This window comes from Denitraticella aggregata (assembly GCF_048158365.1).
Classification (GTDB): domain Bacteria; phylum Pseudomonadota; class Gammaproteobacteria; order Burkholderiales; family Rhodocyclaceae; genus Azoarcus_F.
This window is the reverse complement of record NZ_JBLLNL010000008.1, coordinates 130,559-150,094: the sequence shown is the minus strand read 5'-3', so window position 1 is coordinate 150,094 and position 19,536 is coordinate 130,559. Positions and strand designations below refer to the sequence as shown.

The following is a 19,536-nucleotide window of genomic DNA, read 5'->3' as shown; positions in this document are numbered from 1 at the left end:
ATCTGATGGCATCAATGTGCAATCTTCGCTGCCGGTTCCGCTTTTGCAACCTGGAGAGTTCCTCACAATGAACCAACGCGTGTCCGCGGCCGTGCTGGCTGCCGCCCCCGACTATGTCCGCCACGAAAAGCTGAAGAAATGGGTCGCGGAAATCGCAGACCTGACCGAACCCGAACAGATCGTATGGTGTGACGGATCGCAGGAAGAATATGACCGGCTGTGCGGCGAGATGGTCGAAACCGGCATGTTGGTCAAATTGAATCCGGAAAAGCGCAAGAACTCCTATCTCGCATGCTCGGACCCGTCCGACGTCGCCCGAGTCGAGGACCGTACCTTCATCTGCTCCAGGGACAAGTCCGACGCCGGCCCGACCAACAACTGGGAAGACCCCGAGGTCATGCGCGAGACGCTGAACGGTCTGTTCAGGGGTTCGATGCGCGGCCGCACAATGTACGTGATCCCGTTTTCGATGGGGCCGCTGGGCAGTCCGATCGCCCACATAGGCATCGAGATCTCCGACAGCCCCTATGTCGTCGCCAACATGCGCACGATGACCCGCATGGGCAGGGGCGCGATCGAGGTACTGGGAACCGATGGCGAGTTCGTGCCCTGCGTGCATTCGGTCGGTGCCCCGCTGGCCGCCGGCGAGAAGGACAGCCGCTGGCCGTGCAATCCGACTACCAAGTACATAGTCCATTACCCGGAGACGCGCGAGATCTGGTCGTACGGCTCGGGTTACGGCGGCAACGCGCTGCTCGGCAAGAAATGCTTCGCGCTACGCATCGCCTCGACGATGGCACGCGACGAGGGCTGGCTGGCCGAGCACATGCTCATCCTCGGCGTCGAATCGCCCGAGGGCGAAAAGACCTACGTCGCGGCCGCGTTCCCGTCGGCCTGCGGCAAGACCAATTTCGCGATGCTGATCCCGCCAAAGAGCTTCGACGGCTGGAAGATCACCACCGTCGGCGACGACATCGCGTGGATCAAGCCCGGCAAGGACGGCAAGTTCTACGCGATCAACCCCGAAGCCGGATTCTTCGGCGTGGCGCCGGGGACCAGCGAACAAACCAACTTCAACGCGATGGCGACGCTGAAGGAGAACATCATCTTCACCAACGTCGCACTGACCGACGACGGCGACGTGTGGTGGGAGGGCATGAGCAAGGAAGCGCCGGCCCACCTGATCGACTGGCAGGGCAAGGACTGGACGCCGGAGATCGCCAAGGAAACCGGCCGCAATGCTGCGCACCCGAACTCGCGCTTCACCGCGCCGGCAAGCCAATGCCCGTCGATCGACCCGAACTGGGAAGACCCCGCCGGCGTGCCGATCTCGGCCTTCATCTTCGGCGGCCGCCGCGCAACCACCGTGCCGTTGGTGTACCAGGCGTTCAACTGGAACTTCGGCGTCTACATGGCCGCCACGCTGGGTTCCGAGACGACGGCCGCGGCCTTCGGCGCGCAGGGCGTAGTGCGTCGCGATCCGTTCGCGATGCTGCCGTTCTGCGGATACCACATTGGGGACTACTTCAACCACTGGCTGAGAATGGGTCACGTCATCGAGAGTACCCCGAAGATTTTCTGCGTGAACTGGTTCCGCATGAACGAGAACGGTCAGTTCATGTGGCCGGGCTTCGGCGAGAACATGCGCGTGCTCAAATGGATCGTCGACCGGGTCAAGGGCAGGGTCGCCGCCAAGGAAACCGCGCTGGGCTGGATGCCCAAGTTCGACGACATGGACTGGACCGGCAGCGACGTGGCCCGCGAGGAGTTCGAGGCGCTGACCCAGATCGACGCCAACGCGTGGAGAGCGGAGCTGGAACTGCACAAGGAATGGTTCGACAAGTTGCAGGATCGTCTTCCGCGTCAGCTGGTGCTCAAGCGCGAACTGTTCGAGCTCGCGCTGACGACCGACTGAAGACCGTCTCCCTCCGAGCCCAAAGCGCCGCCTGTCGGCGCTTTTTTTGTCCTCGGTGCGCGACGTGCGTCGACAACGCGTCCCGCTGTGGCGCTCGTTGGAGCTGCTAGACTGGACGCTGCAGAACCGACCCGGCACGCTCACCCGCCGCGGCCTCGCCCCTCACCCCCACCGATCTGAAGCAATAATCCCACGATGAAGATCTCCCGCAGAGCCCAGGACATACAGCCCTTTCATGTGATGGAACTGCTGCGCCGTGCGCGCGAGCTCGAAGCCGACGGACGCGACATCATTCACATGGAGGTCGGCGAACCGGACTTCCCGACCCCGCAGCCGATCGTCGAGGCGGCAAATCACTTCATCGCCGGTGGCGATGTCCATTACACCGGCGCGCTGGGCCTGCCGCGCCTGCGCGAGGCAATCGCACGTTTCTATCACGATCGTTTCGGCGCCGCCGTGCCGCCCGAACGGATCGCGGTGACGCCGGGCGCTTCCGGCGCGCTGATGCTGGCGCTCGCGGCGAGCACCGACCCCGGCGACGAGTGGCTGATGCCCGACCCCAGCTATCCGTGCAATCGCCAGCTGGTGCGCGCCTTCGAGGGTGTCGCGCGCGCGATCCCGGTCGATGCGGACACCCGCTTCCAGCCGACGCCGGCCCAGGTCGCACAGGCATGGACGACCAGGACCTGCGGCCTGATGGTCGCGACACCGTCCAACCCGACCGGCACGTTGCTCGACGCCGAGGAACTCGCGGGCCTGCGCGAGGCCGTGACCGCACGCGGCGGCACGATGATCGTCGACGAGATCTATCAGGGTCTCACCTATGGCGTCGAGTCCAGTACGGTCCTCACCCGGATGGACGACGTCTTCGTCGTGAACAGCTTCTCCAAGTATTTCGGCATGACCGGGTGGCGTCTCGGTTGGCTGGTCGCGCCGGAAAGCCATGTGCGCGAGATCGAAAAGCTGGCGCAGCATTTCTTCATCGCGGCGTCCACGCCGGCCCAACATGCGGCATTGGCGGCCTTCCAACCCGCAACGCTCGACATTCTCGAGGCCCGACGGCACGAGTTCGCCGAGCGCCGCGCCACCTTGCTGCCGGCCTTGCAGGCGCTCGGGTTCCGCGTCGCGGCAGAGCCCCATGGTGCCTTCTACATCTACGCCGACATCTCGGCCCTGTCGGACGACAGCGAGGCGCTCGCGCGCCGCTTCATCGAGGAGGCGGGCGTCGCGACCACGCCGGGGCTGGACTTCGGCGATCACCTGCCCTGCCGGCATCTTCGCTTCGCCTATACCACCGGCCAGGCGCGCCTGCTCGAAGCGGCGCAGCGTCTGAAACGCGTGCTGGACGGCTGAACTGGGGTTGCTGCCTGCTGCCGGATGGCACGCACATGCGTCGACGACGCGCTGCATGTCGGATCCGAGCCGATTCGATCTGTACGCCAACGCGACGCCAAAGCGAAGATGGCCCCGAGGGGCCATCGTCACGAGCAGGCGTGGTCACGCGCAACGCCGTCGTCAGGCGTCGCCGTCAGCTTTCGCCGCAGAGGCGAGCTGACGCTTCATCGCGAGCACACGCTTCGTGTAGCGCGCCTCCGGATCGTTCCGCGCGCCGCCGTAATACTGCAATGCGGCCTGCAGCGTGCCGTAGCGCTTCAACCCTTCGACCAACACCTTGGTGCCCACCTGAATATTGACCAACGGATCGAACAGGATGTCCTTGGGCGCATCTTCACCGATCTTGTCCATATGCCAGCGCGGGATGACCTGCATCAGGCCCTGCGCACCCGCATTGCTTTGCGCCATCGGGTTGAAGCTGGATTCGATCGCCATCATCGCGACGATCAGCAGCGGATCCAGACCGGCGTCCTTGGCACTCTCCTCGGCGACGACCAGCACCGGCTCGAGCGCCACACTCGACACCCGATAGCGACGCGACACCCAGTCGCGCACGCGCTGCATTTCCTCGGACAAACCGGCTTCGGCCACCACCAAGCTGTCGCGCTGCGCGAGCACGACGGACGCGGACGGCTGCCAGCGATCCCCGGTCTCGGGCAGCTCTACCACCGCGGCGTGTGCCGGTGTAGTGAGCAAGCCGGTGTCGGCGAGACTCACCGAGTCGTGGTCGAAAATGGCCAGGCCGACATGTGCGACGGCGGCAATACCCGCGGCGAGCAGGCCGCCGTGGGTGAACCGGATCAGGGTCTTGCTCGTGTTCCTTGCAAACACGACGATACGCGTTGCGTTACTCATGGTCCCTCCATGCTGTGACCGGAAGCGTCGGCAATGGCATTCGACCGCTTCAGGTTCGTTGAAGGCGATCTGGATGCTGAATGCCGTCCGAAGGCACCAGCAGGATGAAACACCCTGCGCGGCAGCCAAAAACCGGTCGTCAGTGGTTGTCAAACGAATCGCCGCAACCAGACGAATCGTCCCGCGGTGCGAGCGGCCATGAAGTTGAACCGCCCCAAGCAATGAGGCGGAACCGCACCGATATCGTGAAACCTGCGAAGGCTACGGTTTTGTTGCACCGCAGCAGAACTGCACTGTATTGATTTGATGCGATTTTGTCAAACTCAAGTGCGTCAGAAAGCGTCACCGCGTGCCTTCGTCTATCGCTAAGCCTTGAAAAAACAAGGCCGTCGAAAGCGGCCTTGATGTTGTTTCTACGCAACGGGTCGTTCAGGCCGGCGTCCCGGTCAAGCTTTCCGGGAGCATTGCGTGTCTAGCATCGCCCACTCGAAGCAGGGGCCGGGATCGGTCTTTCGTCCGGGCGAGATGTCCGAATGTCCGACAACGTCCTCGATCGGATAGCGCTCGCACAACACGCGCAATAGCGCCGTCAGTCGCCGATACTGAACCGGCTCGAAAGCGCAGGTATCGCAGCCTTCGAGTTCGATACCGACCGAGAAATCGTTGCAGTGCGCCCGTCCGCGCCAACATGACACGCCGGCATGCCAGGCACGATCCTGGCAGGACACGAACTGCTGCAGCACGCCGTCGCGACGGATGAAGAAATGCGCCGACACCCGCAGGCCCGCGATCGTCGCGTAATAGGGATGGGCGTCGGGATCGAGCGTATTGGTGAACAACTGCTCGACGCCGGCGCCGCCGAACTCGTCCGGCGGCAGGCTGATCGCATGCACGACGATCAGACGCACGCCGTCACCCGCCGGACGGGCATCGAAGTTCGGTGACAGGATGCGTTCAGCTCCCTTGAGCCAGCCCGCCTCATCCAGTCGCAGCTGGTTCGCCTCGTCACGCGCCGGTCCGGACTCGGGTGAATCCCGCGTGGTCGGCGCTTCGGTGACAGTCGCACGTCTCACCGGCTACTCCAGGCCCCACTTCTGCAGACGATAGCGCAGCTGACGCAGCGTCATGCCCAGGCGCCGCGCCGCCTCCGAGCGGTTCCAGCGGGTCTGGTCGAGCGCGCTCATCACACGCAGTCGCTCCTCGTCACCATTCGGGGGGATTTCTTCCGTAGCGGAATGGTACTGCGTGGGGGCAGCCTGACGGGGTTGGCTCAATCCCTCGGGCACCTGAAGGCTCATGTCCTCTGCACTGAGGGTATCACCGTCGCACAGCGCACAGGCGCGTTCGAGCAGGTTTTCGAGCTCGCGCACGTTGCCGGGAAAGGGATGGCTGCGCAACGCGTCCAGGGCGTCCTGACCGAGCCGTCGCGGAGCACCACCTTCGCGGACAGCCAGTCGCGCCAGGATGTGATGCGCCAGCTCTGGGATGTCGTCCCGACGCTCGCGCAATGGTGGCACATGAAGCGTGATCACGTTGATTCGGAAGTACAGATCCTGGCGAAACTTGCCGTCGGCGACATACTGTCCGAGATCGCGATGCGAGGCCGAAAGGATGCGGACATCGACCGGCTCCTCGGCGTGCGCACCGACCGGCCGAACCGCGCGCTCCTGAATCGCGCGGAGCAGCTTGACCTGCATCGCCAGCGGCAGCTCGGCGATCTCGTCCAGGAAAAGCGTGCCGCCGTGCGCTGCCTGAAAAAGGCCTTGCTTGTCGGCGGTCGCCCCGGTGAAGCTTCCTTTGACATGGCCGAAAAACTCGCTCTCCATGAGTTCCGGGGTGATAGCACCGCAGTTGACCGGCACGAAAGCGGCCTTGGCGCGCGGGCCCAGCGAATGGATCAGCCGCGCGATCACTTCCTTCCCGGTGCCGGATTCGCCATGGATGAAGACCGGCGCCTGGTTGCGGGCGAGCTTCTCCACCTGGGTGCGCAGATGCGCCATCACCGGCGAGCACCCGACCAGGTCACGACTGCCGTCCGCAGTCTCGGCGACGCCGTTAACGTCGAGCCTGAGCGCATGGTGCACGAGTTCGCGCAGGGCCTTCAGTTCGACCGGCTTGGTGACGAAATCGAAGGCCCCCAGTTTCAGCGCCCGAATCGCGGTGTCGATGCTGCCGTAGGCCGAAATCACCGCCACCGGCAATCCAGGATGATCCGCCTGTATGGCCGCGACCAGTTCCAGCCCGTCTCCGTCGGGCAAGCGCATGTCGGTCAGGCACAGACGGTAGGCATTGCTCGCGAGCAATCGCCTCGCATCGGCGACGTTCGCAGCACAGTCGCAGCCCAGTCCCATGCGCATCAGCGACAGTTCCAGCAATTCGCGGATGTCGTCCTCGTCATCGACGACGAGTACCGACGCCCCCGCGGGGCGATTTCGCCTTTCCGAACTGCTCATGCCTGACTCCGTGCCGTCAGCACGAAATGTGCCCCGGGTTCGTTTCCGACGTGCTCCAGACGGGCTCCGTTCGCATCGGCCAGCTCGCGTGCGATGTACAGGCCCAGCCCGGTGCCCTTCGGGTCGGTGGTGAAAAACGGTTCGAACATGTGCCGCCGGGCCTCCTCGCCTATGCCGGGACCGTCATCGACGACGTGCACCGCCGTCTGATCCCGGTCGGTGGCCGCCGTGTATATTCTGACCGATCCGGGCTGCCCGGACGCATAGTGACGCGCATTGCGGAGCAGATTGCCCAGTATCTGATGCAGGTGCGCACGATCGACCGCGATCGTCGCCCCGGGATGGACGTCGACCCGGAACACCGCCCGTTCCTCTGCACCGCGCAAGGACATCTCCTCGACCATCGTCGCCAGAAACGGCGCGAGTACCAGCGCCTCGGGCATGATCTCGTCCCGCCGGCCGAGCGCGAGCACATCGCGCACCATGCGTTCGATCCGTCGCGCGTTGTCGTTGATGATGCGCACCAGTCGCGCCTGGACCTCGGCCCGTTTCTCGTCGCCGAGCAGGTCGGCCGCCTGCGTCACCGCCGACAGCGGATTGCGGATCTCGTGCGCCATGCTCGCGGTCAGGCGGCCGAGCGCAGCCAGCTTGATCTGCTGCACCTGCTCCTGGATCTCCTCGAAGTCGGTGAGATAGATCACGATGTCACCGTCACCGCCGTCGCTGCCGGCCGCACTGACCGTGCGACAGCGCAGCATCTTGCCGAGCGGACCCAGGCGCTGCACGCTGCCGTCGACCGAGTGGCCCTGCTGCGCGAGACCGGAAAAATGAACATCGACCGCGGCGAGCAGGCTTCCCGGCGTCAGCTGGGTGCCCAGCATCTGGGACGCCCGCGGATTGGACTGGCGTACCGTGCCGTCCTCACCGAGCACGATCACCCCGTCGCGCAGGTCCTCGATGATGCGGACGTTGATCGCCTGTTCGCGCCCGAGCGCTTCCCCGCGCTCCTCGGCGAGCGACTCGTTGAGCTTGGCCCGCCGCGCCAGCAGGCGCGCGGTCAGTGCGATCGCGAAAAAACCCATGCAGGCCAGCCCGACCTGATGGAATTCGGCCGCTCCCTGCGCCGCAAAATGCCGCCACGCATTCTCGAGCAGCACCGACAGCGTCGCCACCGCCGCGAAGAACAGCACCATCCGACCTTCGGCGACCAGGCCGGCCCCGGCCAGATACACCATCATCAGCACCGGCATGCCGCTGCGATAGCCGCCGCTGGCCCACATGATCACGGTCAGCGCCGCGATGTCTATGACCAGTTGAATCGTGATCAGGCGATCGAGCCCGAAACGCCGGAGCGCGTCCGGAAAGCCGAGCGCGAGCACTGCGGTCAGGTACGCGATGGTCGCGACGAAGAAGACCTGAGGCGCATCCCCGCCCAGGTTCAGGTCGGCGCCGACAACCACGAACAGGCCGGCTACGACCAACCGGAACAGATTGAAATAACGCAGCGGGGGCAGGCGGGACCGGTCGAACACGAAGTCCATCGGCGAATTCAGCGTCGTACGCCGAGGCGCCGGTGGTCCTCGCTGCAGAAAAAACGGCCGTCTTCCCGAACGCCTTCGCTCTCGGGTACGTGCAGGCCGCAATGGGCGCAGCTCAGCATTCGCTCGGGCGTCTCTTCCCCGCTCCCGCCCGTTGCGTCGTGCCGCCTGCGACGGCGCTGATCACGCGGTTTTTGCAGCGCACGGCGTGCCCACCACACCAGGATCAGCACGAGGACGAAGATGAGCAGATTGCGCACGGCGGGATTTCATTTGAATGGCCAGAGCGCGAGTCTACCTCAGAGCGTGCTCAACCGCTCACATGCCGCGACCAGGGTATCCTCGTTCTTCGCGAAACAGAAGCGAATCACGCGCTCGTCATTGCCGTCGTCGAAGAAGGCCGACACCGGGATCGCGGCGACGCCGACCTCGCGCGTCAGGCGCTCGACGAAGGCCGTATCGGCTTCGTCCGAGATCGCATCGTAGCGTGCGAGCTGGAAATAGGTGCCGCGTGACGGAAGCAGTTCGAAGCGGGAACCCGCCATCGCCCCCCTGAACATGTCGCGTTTGGCCTGGTAGAAGAACGCCAGGCCCAGATGCCGCGACGGGTCGGCCATGTAGTCGGCCAGCGCCAGTTGAACCGGTGTATTGACCGTGAACACGTTGAACTGATGGACCTTGCGAAACTCGGCCATCAGTTCGGCCGGACCAACGACATAGCCGACCTTCCAGCCGGTGATGTGATAGGTCTTGCCAAAGCTCGACACGATCAGGCTGCGCGATGCCAGTTCCGGATCGCGCGCGCAGCTCAGGTGCGGTACGCCATCGAAGACGATGTGCTCGTAGACCTCGTCCGACACGATCACGATCCCCGTGTTGCGGGTCAGTTCGGCCAGCGTGGCCATATCGGCCGCGGTCCATACCGTGGCGGTGGGATTGTGCGGCGAGTTGATCATGATCATGCGTGTGCGCGGAGAGATCGCCGCCTTCACCGCCGCCCAGTCCGGACGATAGTCCGGCGCGACCATGCGCATGCGCAATGCCTTGCCCCCCTGCAACTCGATCGCCGGCACATAGGAGTCGTACACCGGTTCGAATACGATCACCTCGTCACCCGGATGGACCAGCGCCGCCACCGCCGTGAACAGGGCCTGGGTCGCCCCTGCCGTCACCGTGACCTCGGTCTCCGGGTCGTAGCGACAGCCATACAGCGCCTCGACCTTGGCCGCGATCGCGTCACGCAGCGGCGCCACGCCCGCCATCGGCGCATACTGGTTGTGGCCAGCGCGCATCCAGTGCGATACGCGTTCGAACAGCACATCCTCGGCATTGAAATCGGGGAAGCCCTGCGACAGATTGATTGCGCCACAGCTTTGCGCCATGCGTGACATGACCGTGAAGATGGTGGTACCGACCCTGGGCAGACGGGAGGTCAGCGGAGCGGGAAAGCGGGGCATGGCGGATATTCCCTGTGGGACTCGGATTGCCGTATTGTCGCAGACACGTGGATGCTCGCGTAGGGGTGCGAGCCCCCGCCTCGGCATGGACGCGCGTTGTCGGCGCAGATCGACCCCGGGTCCGACGACGCCCCGGGTGCGATCTTCCAGCGGCACTGCGATAAGATTCGTCCCATGACCTCCCCGATCTTCACACAACCCATTCCCACCATTCGACGCGACGGCGACGGTGTCGTGATTCTGGACCAGACGCTGTTGCCGCACCGATGCGAAACCCGCCGTCTGGACTCCGTGGAAGCGGTCGCACACGCGATCCGGACCATGCAGGTGCGTGGCGCACCGCTGATCGGCGCGACCGCCGCGTTCGGCGTCGCGATCGGACTGCGCGAGGACGCCAGTGACGCGCGTCTGAGCTTCGTCCTCGAGACCCTCGCGGCCACCCGCCCCACCGCGGTGAACCTGCACTGGGCACTGAGACGGATGCATGCACGAGTGCACGGCCTCGCAGACGCGATGCGTCATGAAATCGCATGGGACGAAGCCGATCGCATTCAGCGCGAGGACGCCGAGACATGCGCCGCGATCGGACACTGCGGCGTGGAACTCCTTCAACAGATCGCGCGAAAGCGCCCGGGACCGGTGCGGGTCATGACACACTGCAATGCGGGCTGGATCGCGACGCTGGGTTCCGGTACCGCGCTCGCACCCGTCTATGCGGCGCAGGCGCAGGGCCTGCCCGTGCATGTCTGGGTCAGCGAGACCCGTCCGCGCAATCAGGGCTTGCTCACCGCCTGGGAACTACGGCAGGCCGGCGTCGCACATGCGCTGATCTGTGACAACGCTGCGGGTCTGTTGATGGCCCGGGGCGACGTCGATATCGTGATCACCGGCGCCGACCGGGTCGCACGCAACGGCGACACCGCCAACAAGATCGGCACCTACCTGAAGGCACTGGCCGCCCAAGACAACGATGTGCCCTTCTACATTGCGGCACCGCTGTCGACCGTCGATTTCGAGTGCGCCGACGGCCGCGCGATCCCGATCGAGGATCGCGGTCCGGACGAAGTCTGCACGGTGCAGGGCATCACCGAAAACGGCGCTCTCGGCTCGGTCAGGCTGGTTCCGGCCGACACCCGCGCCGCCAACCCTGCCTTCGACGTGACGCCGGCGCGCCTGATAGACGGCATCATCACGGAGACCGGCATCCACAGCCCCGACGCGCTTGCCGCGCTGGTGCCGGCAACATGAAGCCGCGCCGGCATCGCGGCCTGAGCGAGGCCCTGCTAGAAACCGCACGCGGCCTGACCCGGGCACGCCTGAACACCGGAACCGCCGGAAACGTCAGCGTGCGCGTGTCGGGTGGAATGCTGATCACCCCGAGCGGGCTCGCGCCGGCGCATTGCACCCCGGACGACATGGTGCGGGTCGGCGCGGATGGCACCACATTCGATCCCATTGCACCATCCAGCGAATGGCGTTTTCATGCCGACCTGTACGCCCGACGCCCGGAAGCCGGCGCGATCGTGCATGCCCACGCTCCGTTCGCGACCGCGCTGGCCTGCCAGAGACTGACGATTCCAGCCTTTCATTACATGATCGCGCGCTTCGGCGGCGACACGATCCGCTGCGCGGGCTACGCTACCTTCGGCACGCAGCAGCTCTCCGACCAGGTGATCGACGCGATCGCCGAACGCAGCGCTTGCCTGATCGCGAATCACGGCATGGTCGTGTTCGGGCGCGACCTTGCGCACGCGCTCGACCTCGCGATCGAATTCGAGGCCTTGTGCGAGCAATACTGGCGCACGCTGCAGCTTGGGCCACCGGTCCTGCTGTCCTCGACCGAGATGCACGAGGTCGTCGAGCGCTTTCGCTGGTATGGCAAACCGCGACCGCCCGACTGAACCACGGCAATGCCTGGATCACCCAACCGGCGTGACACCGGGCCGTATCCGTTCGAGCACCTTCAGCAGGCTCGCGCTGTCGTCCGCCTCCCAGCCACTCGCCATCAGCGCATTGAGCTGCTGCCCCACCTGTGCCGCGACCGGCAACGGTGCGCCGAGCCGGACCGCCTCGTCGAGCAGGATGCCGAAATCCTTGTGGTGAAGGCGCGCCTGCACGCCTGCAACGAAATCGCGATCGACCATGCGACCACCGAACACTTCGAGCACCCGGGAGGCCGCCGACCCGCCCATCAGCGCCGCGCGCACCACAGCGGGGTCGACGCGGTGCGCATTGGCCAGATGCATCGCTTCGGCACAGGCCTGTATCGTCGCCACCATGACCATCTGGTTGCACGCCTTGGCCACCTGGCCGGCACCGGCTGGCCCGACATGGACGATGCGTTTGCCCAGGCATGACAGCAGCGGTCGGACGCGTTCGAGGGTCTCTACGTCACCGCCTGCCATGATCGCGAGCGCGGCATCCCGTGCCGCGACATCCCCGCCGGATACCGGCGCATCCAGCCAGGCCACGCCCTGCGCTGCATAGCGTTCGGCAAGCGCGCGTGCCAGCGCCGGGGAGATCGTGCTCATGTCCACATGCACGCTGCCCGGCACGAACCCGGAGGCCAATCCATCCGGACCGAACGCGACCGACTCCACATCGCTCCCGAGCGTGATGATGGTGATGACCACGTCGCTGGTCGCCGCCAATTCGGCCGGCGAACCGCACAGCGCCGCGCCGGTCGACACGAGCGACTGCGCCGAGGCGCGACGCCGTGCCCATACCGCGACGCGATGACCGCCGCGCAGCAAGTGCTCGGCCATCGGCCGTCCCATCGCGCCGAGTCCGATGAATCCGACACGCATGGTTCAGCCCTCCATCCCGCTCATGCGCTCGAGCAGCTTCAACATCGCCACCGAATCGTCCTCGCCCAGGCCGCTGCCCACCATCGCGTTGAACATCTGCGCCGTCGCCGCCGACGACGGCAGCGCCAGACCGAGGCGATGCGCCTCTTCCATGATGATGCGCAGATCCTTCTGGTGCATCCAGGCCTTGAACCCCGGTTTGAAGTTCCGATCCAGCATGCGCTGCCCATGGTTCTCGAGAATCCGCGAGTACGCGAAACCCCCCAGCAGGGCCTCGCGCACCTTGCTCGCATCGACGCCGCTCTTGCGCGCGAAATTGAGCGCCTCGGCCACCGCAGCGACACCGACCCCGGTCAGGATCTGATTGCAGGCCTTGGCGACCTGCCCCGCCCCGGCACCGCCGATCAGCGACACCGTCTTGCCCATGGCCTCGAACAGCGGTTTGACCTTTTCAAATGCGGCCGCATCCCCCCCCACCATGATGGTCAGACCTGCATTGATCGCGCCGACCTCCCCGCCCGACACCGGCGCGTCCAGCATCGTGATACCCCGGTCGTTCAAACGCGATGCGATCGACTGCGCCGCGGCCGGCGCGATCGTGCTCATGTCCACGAACACCAGGCCCGGACGCGCCCCTTCGGCGACACCCTCCGGCCCGAGCGCCACCTGCTCGACATCCGGCGCATCGGCCACCATGCTGATCACGACCTCCACGCGCGCAGCGACGTCGGCCGCGCTGCCGCATCCCTGCGCGCCCGCATCCATCAGGGGCTGCATCGACTCACGACGCCGACTCCACACGCTGACCCTGTGGCCCGCCTTAATGAGATTGAGCGCCATCGGGCGTCCCATCAGACCGAGTCCGATAAATCCGACTTCCATTTTCTGTCACTCCGTTATGTATCCGGCAACGATTGCCAGGATAATGCGCGCATGAACTACGCCTCAATCATCAAGGAAATCGGCCGCGGCGCCAAGGGTGCCCGCGGCATCGATGCCGGACAGGCCGAAGCACTGTTCGGCGCGATGCTGGACGGTGCCGTGCCGGAACTGGAACTCGGCGCGATCATCCTGTCGCTGCGGATCAAGAGCGAATCGCTCGAGGAACTGATCGGCTTCAAACACGCGATGGATCGCCGTTGCGTGCAGCTCCGGGTCCCGGAAGGTCCGCGCTGCGTCGTGATTCCGACCTATAACGGCGCACGCCGGCAGGCCAACCTGATGCCGTTGCTGGCGCAGTTGCTCGCCCGCCAAGGCGTACCGGTGCTGATCCAGGGGCGCCACGACTTCGACACCCGCAGCAACCCGTTCACGCTGCTCGCCGAACTGGGCATCGCACCGGCAGGCAGCGTCATGGAAGCCGAGGCGGATCTCGCCCGTAAGCACATCGCCTGCGTGACAGTCGCGTCGCTGCTGCCCGGCCTGGATCACCTGCTCGGCTTGCGGACGCGGTTCGGCGTGCGCGGCAGCGCCCACACGATGGCCAAGCTTGTCGACCCCTGTCCGGGTCGCAGCGTGCGCGTGGTTTCGGTGACTCACCCCGAGTACCTCGTGCGCATGCACGACTTTCTGCTCGCGGATGGAGCATGCGCGATGCTGCTGCGCGGCACCGAAGGCGAGGCCTATGCCAATCCGCGCCGGCGACCACAGATGGAAGTCTTCGTGGGCGGCACGGCGAGGATCGCCTGGACCGCCGAGGAAGGCGGCGCCCCCCCGCTGGCCGGACTGCCGGATGTACCCGGAATCGATGACAACGCCGCACTGGTCCGCGCGATGCTCGATGGCGAGGTCGCGATTCCGCAGACCCTGCTCGACCAGGTCGCGACGCTGGTCGAACTGGCACGCTCGGCCTGACCCGAAACCGAACGGGCTGCCCGGCCCGGTCAACGGCATGGTTTCCTCTTAGAATGTACATGCTTTCAATTCGACTCTGTACGTACGCCGACACTCCATGACGAATCCGTTCGAACTTCCTTCCCGCCTGCTGTTCCTCGCGCTGTTCGCCACCTGCACCGGCCTGCTCGCTTTCGGTCTGTACCTGCAGCACGTGGTCGGACTCGAACCCTGTCCGATGTGCATCATGCAGCGCTATGCATTCGTGCTGGTGGCGCTGGTCGGCCTGATTGCCGGTATCCATGCGCCCGGACGCCTCGGCAACCGCATCTACGGCGGGGTGCTGTTGCTGCTGGCGGCCGCGGGCGGGACGGTCGCGACCCAGCAGTCCATCCTGCAGCGCTCACCACCGAATCTGGCCGAATGCGGTCCGGGATTCGAGTACCTGGTCGAGAGCTTCGGGCTGGCCGAAGCCCTGCCGATGATGTTTCGCGGCACCGGCGACTGCGGCGCGATCGATTGGACCTTTCTCGGCCTGACGATCGCGAACTGGTCACTGGTGTGTTTCGTCGCGGTTGGCCTGTTCGCGCTCGGCATGATCGTGACCGGCGGACGGACCGCGCGCGGCTGAGCCGGCCGTCGCCGCCCTTTCCGGCGTGTAGCGGGCCTCCTCAGGCGCCGTCGCGCACACCGAACTTGCGCAGAATGTTCTCGAGCGGACAGAAGCGGGTGAAACCGCTCTGGAACAGATTCAAACCGACGAAGGCGGTGAACCACAGGAAGTGCCTGCTGACGAACAGCGGAGACGCCTCGACGCCGAGCGCGAGCGAAACGAGCACGAAGGCACCCGCGAAGATCCGGACGAACTGGTTTATGGTCAGACTCATGTTGCTTCTCCCTCGAGTTGGGCGATGCGGTTCTTCATCGCGGCGAAATACAGGACCGGAATCACCACCAGCGTCAGCACGGTGGACACGAACACCCCGAAGATCAGACTCAGCGCCAGACCATTGAAGATCGGATCATCGAGAATGAAGATCGCGCCGATCATCGCCGCCAGTGCGGTCAGACCGATCGGCTTGGCCCGCACCGCCGCCGCACGGATCACCGCCTCGCCGAGTTCCATGCCTTCGCGCACCTGCTGGTTCACGAAGTCCACCAGCAGGATGGAGTTGCGCACGATGATGCCGGCCAGCGCGATCATGCCGATCATCGACGTCGCGGTGAACTGCGCGTTGAACAGCGCATGGCCGGGCATCACGCCGATCAGGGTCAGCGGGATCGGTGCCATGATGACCAGCGGCACCAGATAGCTGCGGAACTGGGCGACCACAAGCAGGTAGATCAGGATCAGGCCGACCGCATAGGCAACCCCCATGTCGCGGAAGGTCTCATAGGTGACCTGCCACTCGCCATCCCATTTGATACTGTAGCCCTCGAACGGATCGACCGGTTGCCGGATGAACCATTCGCCGAGCACACCCTGCAGGCCGGGCCCGTCGAGTTTCAGGTCGCTCAGGCGCGAGCGGATGTCGAACATGCCGTACAGCGGCGAGTCCAGGCGTCCGCCCATGTCGGCGGTGACGTAGACCACGGGCAGCAGATCCTTACGATAGATCACCTGCTCACGCAACCGCTGCTCGACCTCGACCAGTTCCGACACCGAAACCAGCACGCCGTCGCTCGCGCGGACCTTCATCGCGAGGAGGTTGTCGACGCTCGATTTGCGCTCCGGGGGCAACTGGATGCGCACCGGTATCTCGTACTTGTTGTCGCCCCCGAAGATCGGCGTGACATCCTCGCCGGACAGGCCCAGCCGCACCACCTCGACGATGTCGGCCTGGGCGACGCCCATGCGCGCGGCCTTGGCCTGATCGACCCGCAGCACGAACTTGGGGGCCGCCTCGTCGATGGTGTCATCGACGCCGACGATGTCCGGTGTCGCCTCGAAGGTGGCCCGCACGCGCCGCGCGACCTCGATCTGCCCGTCGTAGTCGGGCCCATAGACCTCGGCCACGATCGGCGACAGCACTGGCGGACCGGGTGGCACTTCGACCACCTTCGCATTGCCGCCGCTGGCGCGCGCGATGGCGGCGACCGCATCGCGAACCGATACCGCGATCTCGTGGCTCTTGCGCTCGCGCGCCGACTTGTCGACCAGATTGACCTGAATGTCGCCGTGCTCCGGTGCGCTGCGCAGATAGTACTGACGCACCAGGCCGTTGAAGTTGATCGGACTGGCGGTGCCGGCATAGACCTGCCAGTCGGAGACTTCCGCCACGCCGGACAGTTCGGCACCGATCTCGCGCAGCACGCGGGTGGTGTCCTCGATCGGCGTCCCTACCGGCATGTCCAGCACGACCTGGAACTCGCTCTTGTTGTCGAAGGGCAACATCTTCAGCACCACCCACTGACCGAGCGGTAGCGCAACCGATACTGCGATCAAACCGAACACCGCCAGCCACAGTATCAGGCGCGCCCGGCCACCCTTCACCGGGTCGATCATCGGCGTCATCAGCCTGCGGAAGAAGCGATCCAGAGCCCGCGTCATGCGATCCTCTTCCGGCCCGGCATCGGCTCGCGCGCCGTCGACGGTGGCGTGCCCGCGGGCCGGCTTTCCGGTCATCAGCTTCAGCGCCAGCCATGGGGTCACGACAAACGCTATCGCGAGCGAGATGACCATGCCCATGGACGCGTTGATCGGAATCGGGCTCATGTACGGACCCATCAACCCGGTCACGAAAGCCATCGGCAGCAGCGCCGCGATCACGGTGAAAGTCGCAAGGATGGTCGGGCTGCCGACTTCGTCGACCGCCTTCGGAATCAGCTTCCACAGCGGCGTGTCCGGCTCCAGCGTCTTCCAGCGATGGATGTTCTCGACGACCACGATCGCGTCATCGACCAGGATGCCGATCGAGAAGATCAGCGCGAACAGGCTGACCCGGTTCAGTGTGAAACCCCAGGCCCAGGACGCGAACAGCGTCGCCGCCAATGTCAGCGTCACCGCGACACCGACGATCAACGCCTCGCGCCGACCGAGCGCGAAGAACACCAGCAACACCACCGCGCCAGTCGCGAACGCCAGTTTACCGATCAGCGTGTTCGCCTTGTCGTTGGCGGTCTCTCCGTAGTTGCGCGTGACGGTGAAGTTCACGCCGTGCGGAATGATGGAATCCTGAAGCGCCCGCGCCCGGGCGACCACCGCATCCGCGACGTCGGCCGCATTCGCACCGGGCTTCTTCGATACCGACAGCGTGACCGCGGGGAAGACACCCCGCTCGGCGATGCCGGTCTGCGCAGCGGCCACACCGGTGCCGAACCACACGTTGTTGTTCGGCTGATCCGGCCCGTCCTCGACGACCGCCACATCGCGCATGAACACCGGGCGCGCCTCGACCATGCCGACCACCAGGCTGCGAACGTCCTCGGCGGATTCGAGATAGGTACCCGTTCGCACCAGCACCTCGCGATTACCCGCGGTCAGCGTTCCAGCCGGTTGCGACGCGTTGGAAAGTTGCAGCGCCGCGCGGATGTCCTGCGCGGTGACACCGTACGCATTCATCCGCTCGGTATCCATCAGCACGCGCACCACATGCCCGGGACCGCCGATCGTGACCACGTCGCGGGTACCGGGCAGCCGCTTCAGTTCGAGTTCCACCGCACGCGACACCTGCTGCATCTCGAAAGCGGCCCGCTCCGGATCGGCCGTCCAGAAAGTGAGACTGACGATCGGCACGTCGTCGATGCCCTTGGGCTTGATGATCGGCTCACCGACGCCCAGTTGTGGGCTGAGCCAGTCGCTGTGGGAATGAATCGTGTCGTACAGCTTGACCAGCGCGTCCTGGTTTGGCACGCCGACTTCGAACTGGACCGTGATCACCGCCATACCCGGGCGTGACACCGAGTAGACATGCTCGATCCCTGCGATGCGTGACAGAACCTGTTCGGCCGGCCGTGCGACCAGTGCCTCGACATCCCGGGCCGACGCACCGGGAAACGGAACCAGCACATTGGCCATCGTCACGTCGATCTGCGGCTCTTCTTCCTTGGGGGTGATCAGCGTGGCGAAGATGCCGAGCAGCAGCAGGATCAGCGCAAGCAGCGGCGTCAGCGCGTTGCGTTGAAAGATGGCCGCGATGCGACCGGACAGCCCGAGACCGGATTCCATGGCGATGCCCGCTCAGCGACCGGCCGCACGCGCCGCACGCGCGACGATGCCCGCCTGGATCGGATCGAGCGCAATCTCCTCGCTGCCATTCAGTCCGGACAGCACCTCGACCATGCCGTCCCCGACCGGCTCCCCGAGGCGGATCTGGCGCAGGCTGAACCCGGTTCGCGGATCCACTACGTAGACGCCGGTGACCTCGCTGCGACGCAGGATCGAGGACGCAGGAACGACGATGCGGGTCGCGTCGCCCACGGTGAAATAGACCCGTGCGAACGCACCCGGCATCACACGGTCGAGATCGGCCGGCAGGTCGATCCGGAGCCGCAGCGTGTAGGTACGTGCGTCGGCCGCCGGCATCACCGTGACCCGCGTCGCCTCCACACGTCGCCCGCTGTCGGGCAGTTCGACACTGGCAATCACCGAACCGGGTTCGATGCCGGCAAGACGGCTCTGCGGCACGTCGACCACGGCACGCATCGCCGTCGGATCGAAGATGGTCAACAGCCGCGTGCCGGGTTGCGCCATCTCACCCGGTTCCACATGCCGCTCGGAGACGATGCCGGTCAGCGGGGACGCGACATCCGCGTAGCCGAGGACCACCTCGGACTGGCTGCGCCCTGCCTGTGCCGATCGCAGTTGCGCCTGGGCTGCCTCGAACGCGGTTCTGGTCTGGTCGACCACGGACTCGCTGATGAAACCTCGCTCGGCCAGCGCGCGTGCCCGCTCATACTCGGCCCGCGCGTTTGCGAGTCCCGCCCGCGCCTGCGCCACCACCGCCTCGGCACCGACGACCGCCTGTGAAGCCTCCGACGCATCGATCCGCAACAGGCGCTCGCCCGCAAGGACCGCGTCGCCCGCATCCACGCGCAACTCGACGACCCGCCCGGCCATCTGCGCGGAAACGGTGACCTGATTGACCGCTTCGATGCTCGCCTCGGCCACATGGGTCGCCCCGCCCTGCCGCGACTCGACCCGAACAGTGGGAAGATCGGCCCATGTCAGCGCACTCGAGGCAAGAGCGGACGCGAACACCGCAGAACTCAGTATTGAATTGACTCTCATGAGTATAATAATACTCTAATATACGCAGCAGTCAAACTGCATCCGACGGCTCA

Annotated in this window: 17 protein-coding genes; 6 read left to right on the top strand and 11 right to left on the bottom strand. The window is 65.4% G+C overall.

Annotated elements, in window-relative coordinates; all coding sequences use genetic code 11:
- Window positions 1–67 precede the first annotated feature (67 nt).
- On the top strand, window positions 68–1,915 hold the full coding sequence (locus ACKVEX_RS11545; RefSeq protein WP_473215875.1) for a phosphoenolpyruvate carboxykinase (GTP): 1,848 nt from the start codon (window positions 68–70) through the stop codon (window positions 1,913–1,915).
- Between the two features lie 195 nt (window positions 1,916–2,110).
- Complete coding sequence (locus ACKVEX_RS11540) at window positions 2,111–3,268, top strand: pyridoxal phosphate-dependent aminotransferase (protein WP_473215874.1); 1,158 nt, start codon at window positions 2,111–2,113, stop codon at window positions 3,266–3,268.
- A gap of 162 nt (window positions 3,269–3,430) precedes the next feature.
- Here ACKVEX_RS11540 and ACKVEX_RS11535 read toward each other — a convergent pair whose 3' ends face one another.
- From ACKVEX_RS11535 to ACKVEX_RS11510, 6 genes are all read right to left on the bottom strand, one after another.
- The gene (locus ACKVEX_RS11535) at window positions 3,431–4,165 is read right to left on the bottom strand and encodes a lytic transglycosylase domain-containing protein (RefSeq protein WP_473215873.1); all 735 of its coding nucleotides are present in this window, start codon (window positions 4,163–4,165) and stop codon (window positions 3,431–3,433) included.
- Between the two features lie 446 nt (window positions 4,166–4,611).
- Window positions 4,612–5,151: a 1,6-anhydro-N-acetylmuramyl-L-alanine amidase AmpD gene (gene ampD / locus ACKVEX_RS11530; protein ID WP_473215913.1), complete on the bottom strand. Its 540-nt coding sequence runs from the start codon at window positions 5,149–5,151 to the stop codon at window positions 4,612–4,614.
- Window positions 5,152–5,241: 90 nt separating this feature from the next.
- Window positions 5,242–6,618, bottom strand: a complete 1,377-nt coding sequence (locus tag ACKVEX_RS11525; RefSeq protein ID WP_473215872.1) for a sigma-54-dependent transcriptional regulator — start codon at window positions 6,616–6,618, stop codon at window positions 5,242–5,244.
- Window positions 6,615–8,159 (bottom strand): sensor histidine kinase, encoded by a 1,545-nt coding sequence (locus ACKVEX_RS11520; protein ID WP_473215871.1) that lies wholly within the window; start codon window positions 8,157–8,159, stop codon window positions 6,615–6,617. Before ACKVEX_RS11520 ends, ACKVEX_RS11525 begins: the two co-directional genes overlap by 4 nt.
- A gap of 8 nt (window positions 8,160–8,167) precedes the next feature.
- Window positions 8,168–8,416, bottom strand: a complete 249-nt coding sequence (locus tag ACKVEX_RS11515; protein ID WP_473215870.1) for a PP0621 family protein — start codon at window positions 8,414–8,416, stop codon at window positions 8,168–8,170.
- A gap of 39 nt (window positions 8,417–8,455) precedes the next feature.
- Window positions 8,456–9,613, bottom strand: a complete 1,158-nt coding sequence (locus tag ACKVEX_RS11510) for a pyridoxal phosphate-dependent aminotransferase (RefSeq protein ID WP_473215869.1) — start codon at window positions 9,611–9,613, stop codon at window positions 8,456–8,458.
- Between the two features lie 174 nt (window positions 9,614–9,787).
- Between ACKVEX_RS11510 and mtnA the strand changes: the two genes are divergently transcribed.
- Together mtnA and ACKVEX_RS11500 are read left to right on the top strand one after the other, a co-directional pair.
- Window positions 9,788–10,861: an S-methyl-5-thioribose-1-phosphate isomerase gene (gene mtnA, locus ACKVEX_RS11505; protein WP_473215868.1), complete on the top strand. Its 1,074-nt coding sequence runs from the start codon at window positions 9,788–9,790 to the stop codon at window positions 10,859–10,861.
- Window positions 10,858–11,514: a class II aldolase/adducin family protein gene (locus ACKVEX_RS11500; protein WP_473215867.1), complete on the top strand. Its 657-nt coding sequence runs from the start codon at window positions 10,858–10,860 to the stop codon at window positions 11,512–11,514. Before mtnA ends, ACKVEX_RS11500 begins: the two co-directional genes overlap by 4 nt.
- An 18-nt stretch (window positions 11,515–11,532) precedes the next feature.
- Here the strand turns inward: ACKVEX_RS11500 and ACKVEX_RS11495 are convergent, their stop codons facing one another.
- Complete coding sequence (locus ACKVEX_RS11495; protein WP_473215866.1) at window positions 11,533–12,420, bottom strand: NAD(P)-dependent oxidoreductase; 888 nt, start codon at window positions 12,418–12,420, stop codon at window positions 11,533–11,535.
- Between the two features lie 3 nt (window positions 12,421–12,423).
- Window positions 12,424–13,302 carry a 2-hydroxy-3-oxopropionate reductase gene (locus ACKVEX_RS11490; protein WP_473215865.1) on the bottom strand — a complete coding sequence of 293 codons (879 nt, stop codon included), beginning with the start codon at window positions 13,300–13,302 and terminating at the stop codon, window positions 12,424–12,426.
- 51 nt (window positions 13,303–13,353) lie between these two features.
- On the opposite strand from ACKVEX_RS11490, the gene ybiB reads away from it, so the two are divergent.
- The gene (gene ybiB / locus ACKVEX_RS11485; protein ID WP_473215864.1) at window positions 13,354–14,274 is read left to right on the top strand and encodes a DNA-binding protein YbiB; all 921 of its coding nucleotides are present in this window, start codon (window positions 13,354–13,356) and stop codon (window positions 14,272–14,274) included.
- A 97-nt stretch (window positions 14,275–14,371) separates the two neighbouring features.
- Window positions 14,372–14,884: a disulfide bond formation protein B gene (locus tag ACKVEX_RS11480; protein ID WP_473215863.1), complete on the top strand. Its 513-nt coding sequence runs from the start codon at window positions 14,372–14,374 to the stop codon at window positions 14,882–14,884.
- A 40-nt stretch (window positions 14,885–14,924) separates the two neighbouring features.
- Here the strand turns inward: ACKVEX_RS11480 and ACKVEX_RS11475 are convergent, their stop codons facing one another.
- The 3 genes from ACKVEX_RS11475 to ACKVEX_RS11465 are packed head-to-tail and all read right to left on the bottom strand — an operon-like array spanning window position 14,925 to window position 19,483.
- Window positions 14,925–15,140 carry a YgaP family membrane protein gene (locus ACKVEX_RS11475; protein WP_473215862.1) on the bottom strand — a complete coding sequence of 72 codons (216 nt, stop codon included), beginning with the start codon at window positions 15,138–15,140 and terminating at the stop codon, window positions 14,925–14,927.
- On the bottom strand, window positions 15,137–18,421 hold the full coding sequence (locus tag ACKVEX_RS11470; protein ID WP_473215861.1) for an efflux RND transporter permease subunit: 3,285 nt from the start codon (window positions 18,419–18,421) through the stop codon (window positions 15,137–15,139). Before ACKVEX_RS11470 ends, ACKVEX_RS11475 begins: the two co-directional genes overlap by 4 nt.
- A gap of 12 nt (window positions 18,422–18,433) precedes the next feature.
- The gene (locus ACKVEX_RS11465) at window positions 18,434–19,483 is read right to left on the bottom strand and encodes an efflux RND transporter periplasmic adaptor subunit (protein WP_473215860.1); all 1,050 of its coding nucleotides are present in this window, start codon (window positions 19,481–19,483) and stop codon (window positions 18,434–18,436) included.
- Between the last annotated feature and the right edge of the window lie 53 nt (window positions 19,484–19,536).

Bases quoted from the DNA above. Each gene is read 5' to 3' on its own strand.
- ACKVEX_RS11545 (WP_473215875.1), top strand. From the start codon at position 68: ATGAACCAACGCGTGTCCGCGGCCGTGCTGGCTGCCGCCCCCGACTAT.
- ACKVEX_RS11540 (WP_473215874.1), top strand. From the start codon at position 2,111: ATGAAGATCTCCCGCAGAGCCCAGGACATACAGCCCTTTCATGTGATG.
- ACKVEX_RS11535 (WP_473215873.1), bottom strand. From the start codon at position 4,165: ATGAGTAACGCAACGCGTATCGTCGTGTTTGCAAGGAACACGAGCAAG.
- ACKVEX_RS11525 (WP_473215872.1), bottom strand. From the start codon at position 6,618: ATGAGCAGTTCGGAAAGGCGAAATCGCCCCGCGGGGGCGTCGGTACTC.
- ACKVEX_RS11520 (WP_473215871.1), bottom strand. From the start codon at position 8,159: ATGGACTTCGTGTTCGACCGGTCCCGCCTGCCCCCGCTGCGTTATTTC.
- ACKVEX_RS11510 (WP_473215869.1), bottom strand. From the start codon at position 9,613: ATGCCCCGCTTTCCCGCTCCGCTGACCTCCCGTCTGCCCAGGGTCGGT.
- mtnA (WP_473215868.1), top strand. From the start codon at position 9,788: ATGACCTCCCCGATCTTCACACAACCCATTCCCACCATTCGACGCGAC.
- ACKVEX_RS11500 (WP_473215867.1), top strand. From the start codon at position 10,858: ATGAAGCCGCGCCGGCATCGCGGCCTGAGCGAGGCCCTGCTAGAAACC.
- ACKVEX_RS11495 (WP_473215866.1), bottom strand. From the start codon at position 12,420: ATGCGTGTCGGATTCATCGGACTCGGCGCGATGGGACGGCCGATGGCC.
- ACKVEX_RS11490 (WP_473215865.1), bottom strand. From the start codon at position 13,302: ATGGAAGTCGGATTTATCGGACTCGGTCTGATGGGACGCCCGATGGCG.
- ybiB (WP_473215864.1), top strand. From the start codon at position 13,354: ATGAACTACGCCTCAATCATCAAGGAAATCGGCCGCGGCGCCAAGGGT.
- ACKVEX_RS11480 (WP_473215863.1), top strand. From the start codon at position 14,372: ATGACGAATCCGTTCGAACTTCCTTCCCGCCTGCTGTTCCTCGCGCTG.
- ACKVEX_RS11475 (WP_473215862.1), bottom strand. From the start codon at position 15,140: ATGAGTCTGACCATAAACCAGTTCGTCCGGATCTTCGCGGGTGCCTTC.
- ACKVEX_RS11470 (WP_473215861.1), bottom strand. From the start codon at position 18,421: ATGGAATCCGGTCTCGGGCTGTCCGGTCGCATCGCGGCCATCTTTCAA.
- ACKVEX_RS11465 (WP_473215860.1), bottom strand. From the start codon at position 19,483: ATGAGAGTCAATTCAATACTGAGTTCTGCGGTGTTCGCGTCCGCTCTT.